Source organism: Paraburkholderia lebeckiae, from assembly GCF_050436325.1.
In the GTDB taxonomy this organism is placed as follows: Bacteria; Pseudomonadota; Gammaproteobacteria; order Burkholderiales; family Burkholderiaceae; genus Paraburkholderia; species Paraburkholderia tuberum.
This window is the reverse complement of record NZ_JBNDLZ010000002.1, coordinates 2,213,177-2,232,465: the sequence shown is the minus strand read 5'-3', so window position 1 is coordinate 2,232,465 and position 19,289 is coordinate 2,213,177. Positions and strand designations below refer to the sequence as shown.

Genomic DNA, 19,289 nt, shown 5'->3' with positions numbered 1-19,289 from the left:
CACGCCTGTCGTCCCGTGATACCCCGGCTTAACGGATCAAACTCTGCCACTCCCGTCTCCTTGAAAAGACCAGCGATGCTGCATTGACTGTAAAACCCGTTAACTGATCATTTAAATTTCGCGAGGTCAACGAAAAGAATACGAGATAGACACGACTTAACAAGATTTGAAGATCATCTCGCGCATCTGATTCATCACGCATCAGAACGGCTTCTGCCGTCGCCTCCCGACAAGTGACTTGTCCTTTCTCGCCGCCTTTCGACAAGAACCGCGATACCCAGCACAGCACAGAACAGCGCCACGCAACCCAGCGCCACGTAGAGATAAAGTACTGATGGATCGTCCATAGGAGAAAACGAGCCCGTCGGGGTGGGCAAACTATAGTGAACGCTGATCGATACCATGAACGGCCACGGATGACGCGTGTCGTCCTCACCAGCTCCGGCAGACAGGTGCAATGCACTGACTGCCACCAGTGAACCCAAGTGTGCGTTCGCTTCAGTAGCACGTTCTTCACAGAATATCTGGAGCGTGGCCGCGAGCAGCGCGCGATCTTTTGCCTGTCCTTCATTCGTAGCCAGCGCGTGCGCCGTGAAGCGCGGCATTTTCCTGCGCGAGCTGGAGACTGGATTCGGTGAGTTCGGCAGGCGTGGCGGAGAGTTCTTTCTTGCTCACGGTGTCCTGTTCCTGTCTGTGAGGAAAAGACCCGCCAGCGCCGCAAGTGACTGGTAGGGTGGGCGGGCACATTGACAGGGTTGGACGACCGGAAACGCGCGTCCGGCGTCACCGCGCAATTGCCCGCGATAAGCGCGTTTTTGCAGCGCATTCACGCGCGGCCCGCGTATCAGCGCGCGCTCGAACGCGGCGGCAAATACGAAATCCTCGGCGGTGATTGAAGCGGAACCGCGCGCCGCTTCGCGCAACGCCGCCGCCCAGGATTTCGTAGTTGGACGCTAAATGCACGGGTGCTAGACTCGAAAACCCATCGTCGGTGATCGACCGAATCCGCGTAAAGAGGCGTCCGCATGACCCATTCCCTCCACGGCAAGCAACGCTGGCTCGCGCTAATCGTGCTCTGCCTCGGCGTACTGATGATCGTGCTCGACACGACCATCGTGAACGTCGCGCTGCCGTCCATCGCAGCCGATCTCGGCTTTAGCGAAACTTCGCTCGTGTGGGTCGTCAACGCCTACATGCTGACGTTCGGCGGCTGCCTGCTGCTCGGCGGACGGCTCGGCGATCTGTACGGACACCGCAAGCTGTTTCTCAGCGGTATTACGCTCTTCACGCTCGCTTCGCTCGCCTGCGGCCTCGCGAATTCGCAGGTGCTGCTGGTCGCCGCGCGCGCTGTGCAGGGCCTGGGCGGTGCGATCGTCTCGGCGGTATCGTTGTCGCTGATCATGAATCTGTTCACCGAAGCCGGCGAACGCGCGAAGGCGATGGGCGTGTATGGCTTCGTCTGCGCGGGCGGCGGCAGCATCGGCGTGCTGCTCGGCGGACTGCTCACCAACCTGCTGAGCTGGCACTGGATCTTCCTGGTCAATCTGCCGATCGGCATTGCGGTGTACGCGCTGTGCCTCGCGCTATTGCCCGATGCGCGCGGCCACGCGCATGGCGAACGGCTCGACGTGGCCGGGGCGCTCAGCGTGACCGCATCGCTGATGCTGGCGGTCTATGCAATCGTCAACGGCAACGAAGCGGGCTGGACTTCGGCGCAAACGCTCGGCCTGCTGTTCGTCGGGCTCGCGCTGCTTGCCGTGTTCCTCGCCATCGAGGCGAGAATCGAACACCCGTTGATGCCGCTCGCTCTGCTGCGTTTGCGCAATGTCGCGACCGCGAACCTGGTCGGCGTGTTGTGGGCGGCAGCGATGTTCGCGTGGTTCTTTATTTCGGCGCTGTATCTGCAGCGCGTGCTCGGCTATCGGCCATTGCAGGTGGGGCTCGCGTTTCTGCCCGCGAACCTGATCATGGGACTCTTTTCGCTTGGATTGTCGGCGCGCGTGGTGATGCGCTTCGGGCTGCGTCGTCCGCTCGCGGCCGGCCTGCTGATCGCTGCTTGCGGGCTTGCGCTGTTCGCGCGTGCGCCCGTCGACGGCAGCTTCGTACCCGACGTGTTGCCCGGCATGTTGCTGCTCGGCTTTGGTGCGGGCATCGCGTTCAATCCGCTGCTGCTCGCCGCAATGAGCGACGTCGATCCCGCCGATTCGGGCCTCGCGTCGGGCATCGTCAATACATCGTTCATGATGGGCGGGGCGCTCGGAATTGCGGTGCTCGCGAGTCTTGCCGCGGCGCGTAGCGAGGCGATGCAGGCGTCGTCGAGTGCGGCGGCCGCGCTGAACAGCGGGTATCACGTCGCGTTTCTGTTTGGGGCGGTTTTTGCGGCGGCGGCCGGCGTGCTGGGTGGGCTGTTACTCAGGCCGGGGCAAGCGGGTAGCGCCGCGGGCGTGCATGGTGACGCGGCGGAATCGTCTCAGCCCTCCGCCGCGACTGCAAAACCGCAAGCGCGATCAAATGCGTGAGTTCGCCGCTGACTATGCTGGCTTCATGCTGACATGAGAGCCGAGATGAACCCGGTTGGAAAAGCGCTCTGGTATATCGAAAGCCACTTCGCCGGCGAGTTGACGCTCGACGACATCGCCCGCTGTGGCTGCGTATCGCGTTTTCACCTCGCGCGCGCGTTCGAAGCGGCCACCGGAATGCCGGTGATGCGCTACGTTCGCGCACGGCGTTTGAGCGAGGCCGCACGACGTCTCGCCGATGGGGCGCCCGACATCCTCGCGGTCGCTCTCGACGCCGGCTACGGCTCTCACGAAGCGTTCACGCGCGCGTTTCGCGAACAGTTCGGGCTCACGCCCGACGCGCTGCGCGCGCGGGGTCATCTCGACAACCTGACCATCGTGGAGCCGATCAAAATGGACGAAACCCTTCTTACCAATCTGGACCCCCCGCGCTTCGAAGACGCGCGAGCGTTTCTCGTCGCTGGACTGAGCGAGCGCTATACGTGCGACAGCAGCAAGGCGATCCCATCCCAATGGCAGCGCTTTGGCGCCTGGTACGGCAGGGTGCCGGGACAGGTCGGCAAGGTGGCTTATGGCGTTGGCTATAACGCCGATGAACTGGGTAACTTCGACTACATGTGCGGCGTCGAAGTCAGCGATTTTTCCGCATTGCCGCCAGAGTTGAGTCGTGTGCGCATCGCCGCGCAACGGTATGCGGTGTTCACTCATCGCGAGCACATCTCAGGCATTCGTCGCACGATGAATACGATCTGGAATCAGTGGTTGCCCGCGTCAGGGCACGTGCCTGCCGATGCACCGCATTTCGAACGGTATGGCGAGCAGTTCGACCCGGTGACAGGAATGGGTGGAGTCGAAGTCTGGTTGCCGCTGAAAAGTTGATGGTCGATTCGGCGGATGGCCGTTGTGGATGGCCGTTGTGCCGGCCATCCGCCTGATCGTTCACGGAGTGGCATGTCCGCTGTCATGCAATGCATGCACGTCGTCGTATTCCCGCGAAATATCCTTATTCGTGTAATCGCCCAATCGCATTGCGGCAGCCACGCTAATCACCGCGCACGCGAAGACATACCACGCCACCGCAAATCCCGAATGGAAGTAAGCATAAAGCGCCGTCGCAATCAACGGTGCCGGACCGCCAGCGATGACGGAAGCCAACTGATAGCCCATCGACGCACCGCTATAGCGCAACCGCCCCGTGAACGATTCGGCGATCAACGCGGCTTGGGGACCGTACATCATCGCATGCGGCACCAGCGAAAGAACGATGGCCGCGAAGATCCACATCGGGTTGTGGGTTCCGACCATGAAAAAGTACAGGAAACCGAATAGCCCGACAGCAGCGGCACCAATCACATACATGCGTCGACGTCCGATCAGATCAGACACGTGACCAAACAACGGAATCGTGAAAAATTCCAGCACTGAAGCAGCCAGCACTGCCGTGAGCAACAGATCGCGTGTGACGCCCAGACTCATCACACCATAGGTGAATATAAAGGCCGTGAAAATATAGAACGGCGCCTGTTCCGCCATACGCGCAAGAGCCGACAGAAGAATGTCTTTCGGCTGCCGGCGCAATACTTCACGCATCGGCGCCTTTTCAATCCTGCGCTCAGCGAGCAGCTTCGCGAAGATAGGCGTCTCGAGGATACTCAAGCGGATATAAAGGCCGATCGCGACCAGCACGATACTGAGGAAAAACGGCACCCGCCAGCCCCAGGTGAGAAACGCGCTGCCGGAAATCTGACTGATGGCAAGCACCACCAGATTCGCGACGAACAATCCCGCCGGTACGCCGAACTGCGGCCAGGACGCGATGAAACCGCGATGCTTGTTGGTACGTGCCCACTCCATCGACATCAGCACCGAACCGCCCCACTCGCCTCCAACGCCCACACCTTGAATGAAGCGCAGCGCCGTGAGCAGGATTGCCCCCCAGATACCGATCGACGCATAGGTTGGAACAAAGCCCACGGCAAACGTCGCGAGTCCCATCAGCAACAGCGTCACGATTAACGTGGCTTTACGTCCGATGCGATCGCCATAGTGGCCGAAAATCGCCGCGCCCACCGGCCGCGCGATAAAGCCGACAGCGTAAATCAGAAAAGCTTGCAGTGTGCCGACGAGCGGGTCCGATTCAGGAAAGAACAGTTTCGCGAATACAAGACCCGTGACAATGCTGTACAGGAAGAAGTCATACCATTCGATTGTGGTACCAATCGTGCTGGCGATGACAGCACGGCGCAACTGGCGCCGAGCCTCCTCATCCGAGAGGGGCACCGCCCCTGATTGCGTGGCAGCCATTTGATATCTCCCCAAAATGGACGGGTGACATCTTTTTTTGACATTTGGGCTATTGCGTGGTTCCAATGGACGCGAGGTACGTGCAGCGAAAACCGAGACATTTCGGAATTGCATTTTTTGCCGAATTGGCAATCCGGCACCCCGCTCAATGCAATTGATACCGATGCCGAAATCGAATTGGAGTTCGAACGAACCGCGGCTTCGGACATGAGCTTTCGCGAAGAATGGAAGCGAGTTGCTTCGCACTAGCAGGCATCTCACATGCTCGTCACACTCTCCCCCAATCACACCAACGGAATGTAGATATCCGTCTGCCACTGATCCAGCGGCGTCTCAGGATAGACGCTCAGGTAGTGGAAAAACAGCGGATGGTCCCGCAACTCTTCCCCACTCGAAGGCAGCCAGTCGCGATAGACCGGGTAGATCGTCTCGCCGATGTGGTCGGTCGATCCCGTGTGCCGAACCACCGCGCACCGTCCACCCGGCATCACGAGCTCGCGCACGCCATAGAGATTCGGCGCGACCGGCTCGTCGATCTCTCCGCAGATATCGAAACGGAATTCATCCGCTGGCACCGTGTCTGGATTGCCGCGCGGGACGCCGAAGGTCCGGCTCGACGCCACCGGTGATTGTCCGCTTTGAATACGCCAATCGATGAACTTACGCGCACTCTCGTTGACGAGTCCGGGCGAACCACAATGTTCGAGCGCGGCAACGCGGGTTTCCGCAAAATCGACGATTTTCACTTGCATGGTCAGTTTCCTCGAAAGATAGGGAATAACAAAACTCGCACTCCAGAATTGCCATGCTGGATGTCGTCGAAACGCGCTCGGCGTCGTGCCGAACGCACGCTTGAACGCACGGCTGAAGGCTTCGGGACTGTCGAAGCCGGCGTCGAGCGCGGCATCGAGAACCGAGCACGACGCCTGCGACGCGAGGCGGCGGGCCGCACGACGCAAGCGCATCAACTGCACGTAGCGTGCGACGGGCACGCCGACATACGCGACAAACTGTCGATGAAAATGGAACATCGAGAAGTTTGCGATGCGGCTTAGCGCGTCGACCGACAAATCGCCCTCGAGGTTTGCATCGATATAGGCGAGAACGGCTTCGAAGCGCTTCGTGTAGGCAGCGGTGGCGTCTGTGTGAGCTAACATGGTCTGGATCGTGCGAGTTTCGATATGGTCGCCGAGGTTGGACACATCTTACCTAGCCGGACTTGCTCGATCTTCAATTGGCTCGCCGCCGAGCCTGGAGAATTTACGTAAACTTATCTTCGTTCACCCGCGCTTCCTGAGATTGTCCGCCGATGCCCTCTTCGATCAGCAATTCGCTCCTGTGGATCTTCGACGCGTTCGAACGCGATCCGACGTATATGCGTCGGCGGATGTTTGGTAGCGACGCTGCGTATATCGATGGGCTGTTGTGCCTGGTTGCCGCCGATCGCGATAAGCCGTGGAATGGGCTGCTCGTCTGTACGTCGCGGGAACGCCACGCTGCTCTGATTACCGATATGCCTGCGTTGCGGCCTCACCCGGTGCTTGGGAAATGGCTTTACGTGCCGCAGGAGGATCCTGCGTTTGAAGACACTGTCGAGCAGGTGACGGCACTCGTGCTGGAGCGGGACCCGCGAGTGGGTGTCGAGCCTAAGCCGAAAAAGCGGCGCGGTAAGTCGGTGTTGCCGGAGGGTTGAAGCGCGGCAGTGCCGTTTCGGTCTCTCTTGCTGTCCGAACGCGCGCTCATGCCGGGCAGATCATCCAATCAGCCGCGAATCGCACGACCCCGTCATACTCTCGCCGACGAACCCGGCAGGGATGTAGAAGGGCATTCGATTGAAGTGGAGTTGCCGCGCTTTCATTGGTGACTACGCGAATTGCGGTCGGGCTTAAAGACCGGAAATAAGACTCGGCTTTGGCATACGCAAGTCGATTCAACCACTTATTCAATGGTCACGCAGTCTGCCGTCATCGCGAACGGTACGGCTTTCGTAGGAACCACATCGAACGAAGAATTGATGGCCGCCTATGTCCCTCCGCCTGCCTGGCAGCGGAGTTTCGGCGGCAGCGTCGTCGCACTCGATGTCGCGACCGGCGCAATCAAATGGCAACACGTGGAATGTCGGCTGCGGCCTCAACGTACCAGGCGTCTTCACCCTTCCGCCGAACGCCAACTGTCCCAATCCGAAAGGTCAAGACTCACAGGCGGTCTTCAGTGGGGATCGGCCAACGATGGCCAGTTCATTTATGCTGCGCTATCGAATAGCAGAATGACCGGAGCGGGAACGACGCCAGGCGTATGGCAATTGGCGAACGGCGGTGGCACCAACACGTCTGGCGGTTGGGCGTCGCTCAACGCGAATTCCGGCGCAGTGACGTGGACCATGCCGGACCCGCTCGGAAGCCGCGCGGAGGCAGCCGTCAGCGTCGCCAATGGCGTGGTCTTCGGATGCAATCTCGACTACACGAATGGCACGATGTACGCGCTCGATTCTTCCAACGGAAAAGTCCTATGGTCATTCAATAGCGGGGGTGCATGCAATGCCGGGCCGGCCATTGCGGACGGCGTGGTGTTCTGGGGCTCTGGCTCGACGAGTGGACCGGGGCCGCTGAAATTGTTCGCCTTCGGTCTGTAGGAAACGCCCGAGGCCCCGTCCGTTCGCGGCGGGGCCCTTGGCTCTTTGCTACGATGTGAGTCTGCTCCGAAGCCGGCGCATTTGGCGCGTACCGCCCGCCGGCCAGGAGTCATCACCGAACTCACCGAGCACTAGACCTTGACGATCCACATCCGCCCCGCCACCGCTTCCGACGCCCCCCTGATCCTGCGCTTCATCACCGAACTCGCGATCTACGAAAAAGCCGGGCACGAAGTCGTCGCCGGCGTCGAAGACATCGAGAAGAGCCTGTTTTCCGAGGGCGCGCCCGCGAAAGCGCTGATCTGCGAAATGAACGGCGAGCCAGTCGGTTTTTGCGTGTACTTCTTTTCGTATTCGACGTGGCTTGGCAAGCAGGGGCTTTATCTGGAAGACCTGTACGTATCGCCCGCATCGCGTGGCAGCGGCGCGGGCAAACAGATGCTGCGCCATCTCGCGCAAATCGCCTGCGAAACGGGCTGCGCCCGATTCGAATGGAGCGTGCTCGACTGGAACGAGCCGGCCATCGGCTTCTACAAGTCGATCGGCGCGAATCCGCAAAGCGAATGGGTACGTTATCGTCTCGCCGGCGACGCGCTCAAAGCATTCGCCGAAGGCGAAACCGAACGGAGCACCTGAGCCCGGTCACTGCGCGGAGGCCGCGACGGGCGCCACCTCGAATGCATCGCCCGTCGCGAAGAAGGTACCGCCGGCCACGTAATGGCATGTGCGCAGGTCGGGATCGTCGCCGAAATGCCAGCGGTTGCGCGAATACACGCGGCTATCCGCATACGCGGCGACCACCTCGCCGATGATCAGATCGTGCCGTTGGCTGTCGTCCGGAATCACCTTGCATTCCATCCAGGTAATGCAGCCGGCCAGCATCGGCACGTCGATTTTTTGCGCGCGGAAGGTCTCGAGATCGAACGCGGAGAACTTGTCGAGTTCGACGCCCGCGTGCGTGCCGACCGCGAGCGTTTGCGCGGCGAAACCGCGGCTCGGCAACTGCAGCCCGAACACGCCGCTCGCTTCGATCAAGCGACGCGTCAGCGTGCGGCTATCCACGACCACCACCACCTTCGGCGGATTGAAGTCGAGCGGCATCGCCCATGACGCGGCCATCACGTTAGATCGACCATCGTGTGCGCTCGTGATCAGCGTGACGGGTCCGTGATTGAGCAGTTGAGTCGCGCGCGACAATTCCACGGTTTCTCGGGTGGCGTTCATAGCATCGTGATGGCGTCGAAAGGGTGACGCTGATTGTAGCGGGGCGGGACAAATGCGGTGCGGCGTAGGGCCGAGCGATACGAGAGCGATTCGAACCACGCGCGGATGGCGGCCGAATCGAGTTGCCGGGCGGCGGCCCACAAGCCGCCGCCCGACCGACTTCAAACGAATTTCAAAGGACCTTCAATGTGGCGCCTTGCCGTTCGGCACCGCATTGAGCGGCTTGTGCTGCTCTTCGCCGAGTCCCGGGAAGAACGCGTTCCAGGCGGCACGCACGCCTTGCGCCGCGGTGGCTTCGGCGCCGACCGACTCGGCCGCGCCGTCCGCGGCTTTCGACGGATCGGCGGACAGGCCGCGCCAGTGCGTGAATACCAGCAACGGCTTTTCGGTCCACACGCCGTCGCCAAATTTCGCAAACGCCGTGTCCCCGCTCGCCAACTGCACTTCGTACCAGCCTTCGCGTACGGGCGTATGGATGGCAAGGTCAAACCACGGGGTCGGTTCGATTTCCTTCATGTCGTCTCCGGTCGGATAGATCGTCATCGATAACCACACTGAACGCATTGTTCGTGCCCATCGCCGGCGCCACACCCGCCGCGCGACGGGACGGGCAACCGCGGCACATGCGGGCAAACCAGCACATCGGACCTGCGAAGTCGCCGCGCATACGACACGATAGCGCGACATGGGCCAGGCGGACAAACGTAAAACTTACATGCCCGGAGTGGCGGGCGTACGGCGTGGCGGGGTGGGTTTTTTGCCGGATCGGACGATGGTTTTTCCGCTCCGTTTTGCCGCGCGCTTCGCAGCCGGTCGCGCCTCGCCCTCCATCTCCCGCACCACCTCCGCCAGCGCTTTCACCGCGGGCCCCAAGCGCTCCGCCCCCGTATTGCCATACCCGATCACGAGCCCGTTCGTCTGCTCCGACGCCCCGATCGAAAACCCCGACAGCGCGCGTGGACTCAATCCCAACGCCTGCGCCCGCGCCGTGAGCGCGCGATCGTCGAGTGACGCCGGCAGCCGCAGCGTCAGATGCATGCCGCAATCGCCGCCAAGAATCGTCGCCGCCGGAAAATGCTCGGCCAGCGCGTCGCGCAGCGCCTGCTGCCGCTCGCGGTACAGCCGCCGCATCCGCCCGAGATGCCGCCCGAATTCGCCGCTTTCGATGAAATGCGCGAGCGCCAGTTGCTCCAGCCGATGCCCGCCGCGCAGCATCTCTTGCAGCGCAACAGCGGCGTGCGCGGCGATCGCGCGAGGCAGCACGACGAAGCCGATGCGCAGCGCCGGAAACATCGTCTTGCTGAACGAGCCGACGTACAGCACGGGCGCCTCGTCGACGAGGCCCTGCATGCTCGCGATCGGCTCGCCAGTGTGACGCACCTCGCCGTCGTAATCGTCCTCGATCAGCCACGCGCCGCAGCGCCGCGCCTCGGCAATCAGCGCAAGCCGCCGCGCCACCGACAGCACCGCGCCGGTCGGATACTGATGCGCGGGAGACGTATAGATCAGTTTCGGCGGATGCGTGTGCCACACGTCGGCCGGCACGGCCATGCCTTCGGCGTCGACGGGAATCGGTAGCGTGCGCAAGTCGCCCGCGTTGAAAGCGGCCTTCGCGCCGCGATAGCCGGGGTCCTCGATCCATGCGATATCGCCGGGATTGGTCAGCAGTCGCACGCACAGGTTCAGCGCCTCCTGCGCGCCCTCGGTGATCACGATCTGCGAACCATCGCAGCGCACGCCGCGCGCCATCCGCAGATGCGCGGCGATCGCGTCGCGCAGCGCGGGCTCGCCGGCCGGCGTGCCGTAGCCGAGCGCGCTCGGTAATGCGCGCTCCATCGCACGTTCGAGCGCGCGCCGCCACGCGGCAAGCGGGAAACGGTCCAGCGCGGGCGTGCCGGGGGTCAGCGCGTACGCGTTGTCGGCGTGCTTGTGCGACGCCGCGAACTGCGCGACGCGCGCCGCGTATACGACCTCCGGCGCGGCCGACGCCGCCGCCCGCTCGCCGCGCGCGGCGGGGCTCGACAGCGGGCTCACGCGCGTGCCCTGGCGATCGGCGATTACGTAGCCGACCGCGGCGAGATGCTCGTAAGCGATCACGACCGTGTTGCGCGACACGCCCATTTCGGCGGCGAGCAGCCGCGACGACGGCAACAGCGACCCGGCCGGCAGACGACCGGCGAGAATCGCCTGCTGCAAACGTTCGATCAGCTGCTTTTGCAGCGGCGCGGGCCGCCTGGCCCCGCTGGCGCCGCTCGCGGCGAACGCGTCGTCCGCATGGACGAGCGGTCCGATGATTTCGATCATGGTGGCTGGACCTATGGAATTAGCGTGTCGTGGATCTTTTGAACATACCACGTTTGCCGTATCGTTCCTGCATCGACACGCATCGGCATCCTCCGGCATCGCCCATTCATCGACAGGAGAACAGACATGGAACCCATACGTAACGCCTACGGGCAGCCAATCGGCGCGCCCGTGCCCGGCTGGCATGGCGCGCAGCCGCCGGGCCGCGAGCCGCTGAGCGGCCGCTATTGCCGGCTCGAAGCAGTCGACGTCGAGCGCCACGCGGCCGACCTCTTCGACGCGTACGGCTCGGCCACCGACGGCCGCGACTGGACCTATCTGGCGGTGGGCCCCTTCGACAGCCTCGCGGCCTATCGCGAGCGTCTGACGCAGATGGCGGCATCGAAAGATCCGCTGCACTACGCGGTCATCGACCTGGCGACGGGCAAGCCGGTCGGCACGCTCTCGCTGATGCGGATCGATCCGGCCAACGGCGTGATCGAAGTCGGCCACGTCACGTATTCGCCGCAGCTCAAGCGCACGCGCATCGCGACCGATGCGATGTACCTGCTGCTAGGCGAAGTGTTCGACAAGCTCGGTTATCGGCGTTTCGAATGGAAATGCGATTCGCTGAACGAGCCGTCGCGCAAGGCCGCGTTGCGCTATGGATTTACGTTCGAGGGGATCTTCCGACAGGCGATCGTCTATCGCGAGCGCAATCGCGACACGGCGTGGTTTTCGATCATCGACAGCGAGTGGCCGGCATTGCGCTCGTGCTATGAGCGGTGGCTCGACGCGGGCAATTTCGATGCGCAAGGGCAGCAGGTCGAGCGGCTCGCCGATCTGATCGCGCAGCGCCGAGCGGCGGACGAGCCCCGGTAAAACCGGACGATCGATAACCAGGCAACAGCGCGACCAGTTCGCCACGCGCGATATGTTCGCCAAACATAAAGCTCCGCCCATACGCGACACCCGCCTGCGCGGCGCCGACGGAGGGAAATGAGAGAGCATGGGTGGGCCCCGGAAACTGGATCACCATGGGTATCCCCAACCGGGCCAGCCGCGTGCCCGAATCCGTGAAATTTTCTTGAGTGCCGCTCCGGGCGTGGCAGACAGCGGGTAGCACCGGCTGCCATCACCGCCCTCCTACGTGATCTCGTATCCACCTTCGTCCGCCAGCGAACGCGAGGTCAAGCGCGGTTCGCGCCGTGCATGGTAAATTCCAGCGTCGGCAAGACAACTCCAAGAACGTTCGGGTGCCCTGAACATCTTCGTCCGGTCCACCCGCCATTGGCGATACAAGGTAGATCGATGATCGACGTGAGTCAGCGTATTGTCTGGCGGCGCCTCTACGTTGCGCTTTGCAGCTGCGTCGCGCTGGCCGGCTGCATGGTCGGCCCCGACTACCACGCGCCGCTCGCGCCGGCCACCGACACCTTCACCACCACGCCGCTGCCGGACCAGACCGCCTCCGCGCCCGGTCCCGCAGGCCTGCCGCAGCGTTTCGCGCCGGCCCAGGACATTCCCGCCGCGTGGTGGACGCTGTTTCATTGCGAGCCGCTCGACGCGCTGATCCGCGAGGCGATCGCCAACAGTCCGAACATGGCCGCCGCGCAGGCGGCGTTGCGACAGGCTCGCGAGAATTACACCGCGCAAGCCGGAGGCACCTTGCTGCCGAGCGTCGACGCGCAACTGAGCGCCACGCGCGAAAAGATCAACGGCATCGCGTTCGGCGAGCCCGGCCTCGTCGAGGAATTCAATCTCTACAACGCGTCGGTCAACGTCTCCTACAAGCTGGACGTGTTCGGCGGCGCGCGGCGCGAACTCGAAGCGCTGCATGCGCAGATCGACTATCAGCGCTTCCAGCTGCAGGCCGCCTATCTCACGATATCGGCCAACATCGTGACCGCGGCGGTCAAGGAAGCGTCGGTGCGCGCGCAGATCGACGCGACCGAGCGGATCGCTACCGAGGAAGAGCAGCAGCTGAACGTGCTCGACCAGCAATTCTCACTCGGCGGCGTGAGCCGCACGGCCGTGCTCGCGCAGGAAACGCTGCTCGCGCAGACCCGCGCGACGCTGCCGCCGCTGCAACAGCAGCTCGATCAGGCGCGCCATCAGCTTGCGGTACTCGCCGGCAAGCTGCCGAGCGATACCTCGGTGCCCGACTTCACGCTCGACATGTTCTCGCTGCCCGACACGCTGCCCGTGAGCCTGCCGTCGTCGCTGGTGCACCAGCGCCCCGACATCCTTGCCGCCGACGCCACGCTGCATCAGGCGAGTGCGCAGGTCGGGGTCGCGACCGCGGCGATGTATCCGCAGATCACGCTGTCCGCGAGCTACGGCGCCGAGGCGTTGACGCCCGCGCAGGTGCTCAGGGCCGGCAGCACGATCTGGAGCATCGGCGCGGGCTTGCTGCAACCGGTCTTTCACGGCGGCCAGCTGAGCGCGCAGAAGCGCGCGGCCGAGGCCGCCTACGAGCAGGCCGGCGCGCAATACCGCGAGACGGTGCTGCTCGCGTTCCAGAACGTTGCGGACACGCTGCGCGCGCTCGAACACGACGCAACCGGCCTCAAGGCGCAGACCGACGCGTCGCGCGCCGCGAGCGATTCGCTCGAACTGACGCGCGGACAGTATCGGGTCGGCGGCGTCAGCTACCTCGCGCTGCTCGACGCGCAACGCCAGTATCAGCAAACGGTCGTGAGTCTCGCGCAGGCGCAGGCCGCGCGTTACGCCGACACGGCGGCGCTGTTCCAGGCGCTCGGCGGCGGCTGGTGGAATGCCGCCGCGCCCGAGTCCGCGGCCGCGCCGGCCGCCGCGTCGGCGAGCGCGTCGAACACGTCGTCGCCACCAGCAACGACGGCAACCGCCGCAACGCCACATTGACCGTGCCCTGACGCAACCCCAGCCCTCGCCCCAAGCCGAGCAAGGACATCACGATGGCCGAAAGAAAACCGATGACAAAGCGGATGGTGATCATGTTGATCTGCGTCGGCCTGTTGCTCGCCGCGCTGGTCGGCTTCAACCTGTTCCGCGCGCACATGTTCGCGAAGTTCATGGCGGCCAACACCGCGCCGCCCGCCACGGTCTCGGCGGTGGTGGTCCACTATCAGTCGTGGCAGCCGCAGCTCGCGGCGGTCGGCAGCCTGCGCGCGGTGCGCGGCGTAGACGTGACGACTGAAGTCGCCGGCCTCGTGCGCGAGGTCGCGTTCGCGTCGGGGCAGGAAGCGAAAGCCGGACAGATCCTCGTGCGACTCAACGCCGACAGCGACGTCGCGCTGCTGCAATCGTTGCAGGCCGCGGCCCAACTCGCGCAGACGGTCTACGAGCGCGACCGCGCGCAGTACGACATCAAGGCGATCGCGAAGGCGCAGCTCGACGCCGATGCTGCCGACCTCAAGGGCAAGAAGGCGCAGGTCGCGCAACAGCAGGCGCTCGTCGACAAGAAGACGATTCGCGCGCCGTTCGCGGGGCGCCTCGGCATCACGACGATCAATCCGGGGCAATACCTGAATCCCGGCGACGCGATCGTCACACTGCAAGCCATCGATCCGATCTACGCCGACTTCTCGGTACCGCAACAACAGCTCGGCCAGCTCGCGATCGGCGCGACCGTCAGCGTCGATACCAACGCGTACAGCGGGAAAACCTTCACCGGCAAGATCCAGTCGATGAGCCCGAAAATCGATAGCGCGACGCGCAACGTACAAATCGAAGCGAGCGTCGACAATCGCGAGCGCAAGCTGCTGCCCGGCATGTACGCGAACGTGAAGATCGACTCCGGCGCCGAACAGCGCTACCTGACGCTGCCGCAAACGGCGATCACCTACAACCCGTACGGCGCGACCGTATTCATCGTGAAGCCCGGCACGCAGCCCAACGCGCAGGGCAAGACGCTGCCCGTCGCGCAGCAGGTGTTCGTAACGCCGGGGCCGACGCGCGGCGACCAGGTGGCGATTCTGAAGGGCATCGACGACGGCACGCGGGTCGTGACGAGCGGCCAGATCAAGCTCAAGAACGGCACGCCGCTGATCATCGACAACCGCGTGCAGCCGTCGGACAGTCCGAATCCGACGCCGCAGGAACAATAAGCGAGGCCGCCCGATCATGTTCACGGACATCTTCATCCGCCGGCCGGTACTCGCTTCGGTCGTGAGCCTGCTGATCCTCGTGCTCGGGCTGCGCGCGCTCGCGGTGCTCAAGGTCAGCCAGTATCCGCAAACCGAAAACGCGGTCGTCACGATCATGACGGCCTACTACGGCGCGAACTCGGACACCATCGCCGGCTTCATCACGCAGCCGCTCGAAGCGGCGATCGCGCAGGCGCAGGGCATCGACTACATGTCGTCGACGAGCATCACAGGCGTGTCGACGATCATCGCGACGCTGCGTCTGAACTACGATGCGAACCGCGCGCTGACCGAGATCAACACGCAGATCGGCTCCGTGCGCAACCAGTTGCCGCCGCAGGCGCAGCAGCCGGTGCTGACGGTGCAGACCGGCCAGACCACCGACGCAATGTACATGGGCTTCTACAGCAGCGTGCTGCCGAGCAACAACGTCACCGATTACCTGCTGCGCGTGGTCAAGCCCAAGCTCGATTCGATCCAGGGCGTGCAGACCGCCGAAGTGCTCGGCGGCCGGCAGTTCGCGATGCGCGCGTGGCTCGATTCGGCGCGGCTCGCCGCGCACGGCGTGAGCGCGAGCGACGTGTACACCGCGCTCGGCAACAACAACTATCTCGCCACGCTCGGCACGACGAAGGGGCAAATGGTCAGCGTCGACCTGGAAGCGGGCACGGACCTGCACACCGTCGACGACTTCAAGCAGCTCGTCGTCAAGCAGAAGAACGGCTCGATCGTGCGCCTCGAGGATGTCGCGAACGTCGTGCTCGGCGCCGACAGCTACGACTTCAACGTCGCGTTCAGCGGCAAGCGTTCGGTGTTCATCGGCATCAAGGTCGCGCCGGACGCGAACATTCTCGACGTAGCCAAGCGCGTGAAAACCGTGTTTCCCGATCTGCAGAAGCAGTTTCCGACCGGCATGACGGGCGACATCGTTTATGACGCGACCGACTTCGTCAACACCGCGATCAGGGAAGTGATCAAAACGCTCGTCGAAGCGCTCGTGATCGTCACCGTCGTGATCTTCCTGTTTCTCGGCAGCTTCCGCGCGGTGATCGTGCCGTTGATCGCGATGCCGCTGTCGCTGATCGGCACGTTCTTCGTGATGCAGGTGCTCGGCTATTCGATCAATCTGCTCACGCTGCTGGCACTCGTGCTCGCGATCGGGCTCGTCGTGGACGACGCGATCATCGTCGTCGAGAACGTCGATCGGCACATGAAGCACGAAGGCAGAACACCGTTCGACGCCGCGCTCATCGCCGCTCGCGAGCTGGGCGGCCCGATCGTCGCGATGACCGTCGTGCTGATCGCCGTGTACGCGCCGATCGGCTTCCAGGGCGGGCTGACGGGCGCGCTCTTCACCGAATTCGCGTTCACGCTCGCGGGCGCGGTGACGGTATCGGGCGTAATCGCACTCACGTTGTCGCCGATGATGTGCTCGCGCTTCTTCCGCGCCGAGCAGGAGTCGGGGCGCTTCGCGCGTTTCGTCGACCGCCAGTTCGAGCGCGTGCATCGCGGCTACGGCCGGCTGTTGCATGCGACGCTCGACACCTGGCCCGTGTTCGTGATCATGGGCGCGCTGCTGCTGTGCGGCACCGTGTACCTGTTCATGACCTCGAAGTCGGAACTCGCGCCGCAGGAAGACCAGGGCGTCGTGCTGTCGCAGATCGTCGGGCCGCCGAACGCGACGATCCAGCAGATGCAGACCTATGCGGACCAGGTGTTCGATGCGTCGAAGACGCTGCCCGAATACTCGCAGATGTTCCAGCTCACGGGCTCGCCGACCATCAATCATGGTATCGGCGGCGTGCTGTTCAAGACCTGGGATCAGCGCGGCAAGAACGCGACCGTGCTGCAGCAGGAGTTGCAGCAGAAGTGGAATCAGATCGCGGGCGCGCGCGTCGCGGCGTTCCAGTTTCCGCCGCTGCCGGGCGCGCAGGGCTTGCCGGTGCAGTTCGTGCTCAGCACGACCGAGCCGTTCGAAAACCTCAACGAGGTGTCGCAAGCAGTGCTGGAAAAAGCGCGCGAGAGCGGCATGTTCTTCTTCGTCGATAGCGACCTGAAAATCGACAAGCCGGAAGTGACGCTCGTCGTCGATCGCGACAAGGTGGCCTCGCTCGGGCTGTCGCAAAGCGACGTCGGACAGGCGCTCGGTTCGGCGCTGGGTGGCGGCTACGTCAACTACTTCTCGATCGCAGGACGCTCGTACAAGGTGATTCCGCAGGTGCTGCAAACCGACCGGCTCAATCCGTCGCAAGTGCTCGACTACTATCTGCGCACGCCGGACGGGAGCGTGATTCCGGCGTCGACGGTCGCGCATCTGCGGCACAGCGTCGTGCCCGAATCGATCAACCACTTCCAGCAGTTGAATTCGGCGACGATCTCCGGCGTCATCGTGCCGGGCGTCTCGCAAGGCCAGGTGCTCGATTTTCTGCGCCAGGCGACCGCGCAGGTCGCGCCCGCCGGCTATTCGGTCGATTACTCGGGAGAGTCGCGCCAGTTCGTGCAGGAGTCGGGCGGCTTCGTCATCACGCTGCTGCTCGCGACGATCATCGTGTTCCTCGCGCTCGCCGCGCAATTCGAGAGCTTCCGCGATCCGATCGTGATCCTGATCTCGGTGCCGATGGCGCTGTTCGGCGCGCTGATCTTCATCAACATCGGCCTGACGACGCTGAACATCTACACGCAGGTCGGCCTCGTCACGCTGATGGGGCTCGTCAGCAAGCACGGCATTCTGATCGTGCAGTTCGCCAACGAATTGCAGCGCGCGGGCCGCGCGAAGCGCGAAGCGGTCGAGGAAGCGGCGGGCGTGCGGCTGCGCCCGATCCTGATGACGACCGCGGCGATGGTGCTCGGTGTGGTGCCGCTCGTGATCGCGTCGGGCGCGGGCGCGGCGGGCCGCAACGCAATGGGGCTCGTGATCTTCACCGGGATGTCGATCGGCACGCTGTTCACGTTGTTCGTCGTGCCGGCGATGTACATGTTTCTGGCCGCCGATCACCAGCGGCATGCTCAGGCGCCGAAGGCCGACGAGGCGGGTCGGGCGGGTTAAAGCCTGGGCGATCGCGTACCCGGCGCGCGGGTTGTCCGAAATCTGAAAGCCGTTGCCCTGATGCCTTTACTCGCGTCACTTAGACTACGGTGCATTCGCTGCGCAACGCGGCGCAACACCAACCGGAGCCACGCACGATGAAAGCGATCCAGTTCAAATCTTTTGGCAACCCCGAAGTGCTCGAATACGTCGATCTGCCGACGCCGCAGGCCGACGCCGAGCATGCGGTCGTGCGGGTCATGGCGGCCTCGGTCAATCCGAGCGACGTGAAGAACGTGTCCGGCCATTTCGAACATACGGTGCTGCCGCGCACGCCGGGGCGCGACTTCAGCGGCGGTGGTGGTGGACGGCCCGGCCGCGTGGCTCGACGCCGAGGTGTGGGGGACCGGCGGCGACATCGGCTTCACGCGCGACGGCACGCACGCCGAGTACCTCAGCATTCCGGTCGCGGCGCTGTCGCGCAAGCCCGTGGCGTTGAGCCACGTCGAGGCGGCGGCGATCGGCGTGAACTTCGTGGTCGCGTGGCTCGGCACCGTCGAATACGCAAAGTTGCAGGCCGGCGAGACCATTGCCGTGCTTGGCGCGGGCGGCGGTGTCGGTGGCGCGGTCGTGCAGATCGCGAAAGCACGCGGCGCGCGCGTGATCGCCGTCGACCGCCGGCCGCTCGATCCCGCCACGCCCGCGGGCCGCCTGATCGACGCCTACGTGGCGTTCGACGAACACGCGGCCGCACGCGTGCGCGAGCTGACCGGCGGCGCGGGCGCGGAAGTCGTGTACGACACGGTAGGCGGTGTCGCGTTCGAGACCGCGCTGAGTCTCGCGAAGCGGCGCGGCCGCGCGCTCGAAATCAGCGGGACCGGCAAGCGCCGCGTCGAGTTCGATCTGATCGACTTCTATCACAACGAGACGCAATTGCTCGGCGTCGACAGCGCGAAGCTCGGCGTCGCGGAATCGGCGCCGCTGATGACGGCGCTCGTCGAGGGCTTCGACAACGGCAAGCTGAGCGGCCCGGCGATCGCGCAGGAATTCCCGCTCGCCCACGCGCGCGAAGCCTACGAGGCGGTCGCCGCTGGCACGCGCGGGCGCGTCGTGATTCGCATGCAATAACCGTCCCTCTGGCACAGTGCGTTGAAGCTGCGGCCTCCGGGCGTCCG

The 19,289-nt window shown here is 63.9% G+C and carries 15 protein-coding genes and 2 pseudogenes; 11 read left to right on the top strand and 6 right to left on the bottom strand.

Annotated elements, in window-relative coordinates; translation table 11 throughout:
• Positions 1–194: 194 nt before the first annotated feature.
• The gene (locus tag OKW44_RS13415) at positions 195–605 is read right to left on the bottom strand and encodes a hypothetical protein (RefSeq protein ID WP_162634085.1); all 411 of its coding nucleotides are present in this window, start codon (positions 603–605) and stop codon (positions 195–197) included.
• Positions 606–779: 174 nt separating this feature from the next.
• Between OKW44_RS13415 and OKW44_RS13410 the strand changes: the two are divergent.
• The 3 genes and pseudogenes from OKW44_RS13410 to OKW44_RS13400 form a co-directional block, all read left to right on the top strand.
• Positions 780–896, top strand: a pseudogene (locus tag OKW44_RS13410) (glutathione S-transferase); the annotation flags it as partial.
• 129 nt (positions 897–1,025) lie between these two features.
• Positions 1,026–2,519, top strand: coding sequence for a DHA2 family efflux MFS transporter permease subunit (locus OKW44_RS13405; protein WP_018423893.1), 1,494 nt, complete (start codon positions 1,026–1,028; stop codon positions 2,517–2,519).
• Between the two features lie 45 nt (positions 2,520–2,564).
• Entirely contained in the window at positions 2,565–3,398 is an 834-nt protein-coding gene (locus OKW44_RS13400) for an AraC family transcriptional regulator (RefSeq protein ID WP_018423894.1), read from the top strand.
• Between the two features lie 60 nt (positions 3,399–3,458).
• On the opposite strand, the gene OKW44_RS13395 is transcribed toward OKW44_RS13400, so the two are convergent.
• Complete coding sequence (locus OKW44_RS13395; protein WP_026226424.1) at positions 3,459–4,823, bottom strand: MFS transporter; 1,365 nt, start codon at positions 4,821–4,823, stop codon at positions 3,459–3,461.
• A gap of 284 nt (positions 4,824–5,107) precedes the next feature.
• Positions 5,108–5,980 carry an AraC family transcriptional regulator gene (locus OKW44_RS13390; RefSeq protein WP_026226425.1) on the bottom strand — a complete coding sequence of 291 codons (873 nt, stop codon included), beginning with the start codon at positions 5,978–5,980 and terminating at the stop codon, positions 5,108–5,110.
• Between the two features lie 152 nt (positions 5,981–6,132).
• Here OKW44_RS13390 and OKW44_RS13385 point away from each other — a divergent pair, with 152 nt between their 5' ends.
• The 3 genes from OKW44_RS13385 to OKW44_RS13375 all read left to right on the top strand — a co-directional run bounded on the left by OKW44_RS13385 (position 6,133) and on the right by OKW44_RS13375 (position 8,091).
• The gene (locus OKW44_RS13385) at positions 6,133–6,516 is read left to right on the top strand and encodes a hypothetical protein (protein WP_018423898.1); all 384 of its coding nucleotides are present in this window, start codon (positions 6,133–6,135) and stop codon (positions 6,514–6,516) included.
• 573 nt (positions 6,517–7,089) lie between these two features.
• The gene (locus tag OKW44_RS13380) at positions 7,090–7,455 is read left to right on the top strand and encodes an outer membrane protein assembly factor BamB family protein (RefSeq protein ID WP_018423899.1); all 366 of its coding nucleotides are present in this window, start codon (positions 7,090–7,092) and stop codon (positions 7,453–7,455) included.
• Positions 7,456–7,593: 138 nt separating this feature from the next.
• Positions 7,594–8,091, top strand: a complete 498-nt coding sequence (locus tag OKW44_RS13375) for a GNAT family N-acetyltransferase (protein WP_018423900.1) — start codon at positions 7,594–7,596, stop codon at positions 8,089–8,091.
• Between the two features lie 6 nt (positions 8,092–8,097).
• On the opposite strand, the gene OKW44_RS13370 is transcribed toward OKW44_RS13375, so the two are convergent.
• The 3 genes from OKW44_RS13370 to pdxR form a co-directional block, all read right to left on the bottom strand.
• Complete coding sequence (locus OKW44_RS13370; RefSeq protein ID WP_018423901.1) at positions 8,098–8,679, bottom strand: flavin reductase family protein; 582 nt, start codon at positions 8,677–8,679, stop codon at positions 8,098–8,100.
• A gap of 183 nt (positions 8,680–8,862) precedes the next feature.
• On the bottom strand, positions 8,863–9,195 hold the full coding sequence (locus OKW44_RS13365; RefSeq protein ID WP_026226426.1) for a hypothetical protein: 333 nt from the start codon (positions 9,193–9,195) through the stop codon (positions 8,863–8,865).
• 195 nt (positions 9,196–9,390) lie between these two features.
• Positions 9,391–10,983 carry a MocR-like pyridoxine biosynthesis transcription factor PdxR gene (gene pdxR, locus OKW44_RS13360; RefSeq protein ID WP_018423903.1) on the bottom strand — a complete coding sequence of 531 codons (1,593 nt, stop codon included), beginning with the start codon at positions 10,981–10,983 and terminating at the stop codon, positions 9,391–9,393.
• 126 nt (positions 10,984–11,109) lie between these two features.
• Here pdxR and OKW44_RS13355 point away from each other — a divergent pair, with 126 nt between their 5' ends.
• The 5 genes and pseudogenes from OKW44_RS13355 to OKW44_RS13335 all read left to right on the top strand — a co-directional run bounded on the left by OKW44_RS13355 (position 11,110) and on the right by OKW44_RS13335 (position 19,242).
• The gene (locus tag OKW44_RS13355) at positions 11,110–11,844 is read left to right on the top strand and encodes a GNAT family N-acetyltransferase (protein ID WP_018423904.1); all 735 of its coding nucleotides are present in this window, start codon (positions 11,110–11,112) and stop codon (positions 11,842–11,844) included.
• Positions 11,845–12,273: 429 nt separating this feature from the next.
• Positions 12,274–13,845 (top strand): efflux transporter outer membrane subunit, encoded by a 1,572-nt coding sequence (locus OKW44_RS13350; protein ID WP_018423905.1) that lies wholly within the window; start codon positions 12,274–12,276, stop codon positions 13,843–13,845.
• Positions 13,846–13,898: 53 nt separating this feature from the next.
• Complete coding sequence (locus OKW44_RS13345; protein ID WP_026226427.1) at positions 13,899–15,050, top strand: efflux RND transporter periplasmic adaptor subunit; 1,152 nt, start codon at positions 13,899–13,901, stop codon at positions 15,048–15,050.
• A gap of 16 nt (positions 15,051–15,066) precedes the next feature.
• Entirely contained in the window at positions 15,067–18,135 is a 3,069-nt protein-coding gene (locus tag OKW44_RS13340) for an efflux RND transporter permease subunit (protein WP_018423907.1), read from the top strand.
• A 137-nt stretch (positions 18,136–18,272) separates the two neighbouring features.
• A pseudogene (locus OKW44_RS13335) lies at positions 18,273–19,242 on the top strand (quinone oxidoreductase family protein).
• Positions 19,243–19,289 lie beyond the last annotated feature (47 nt).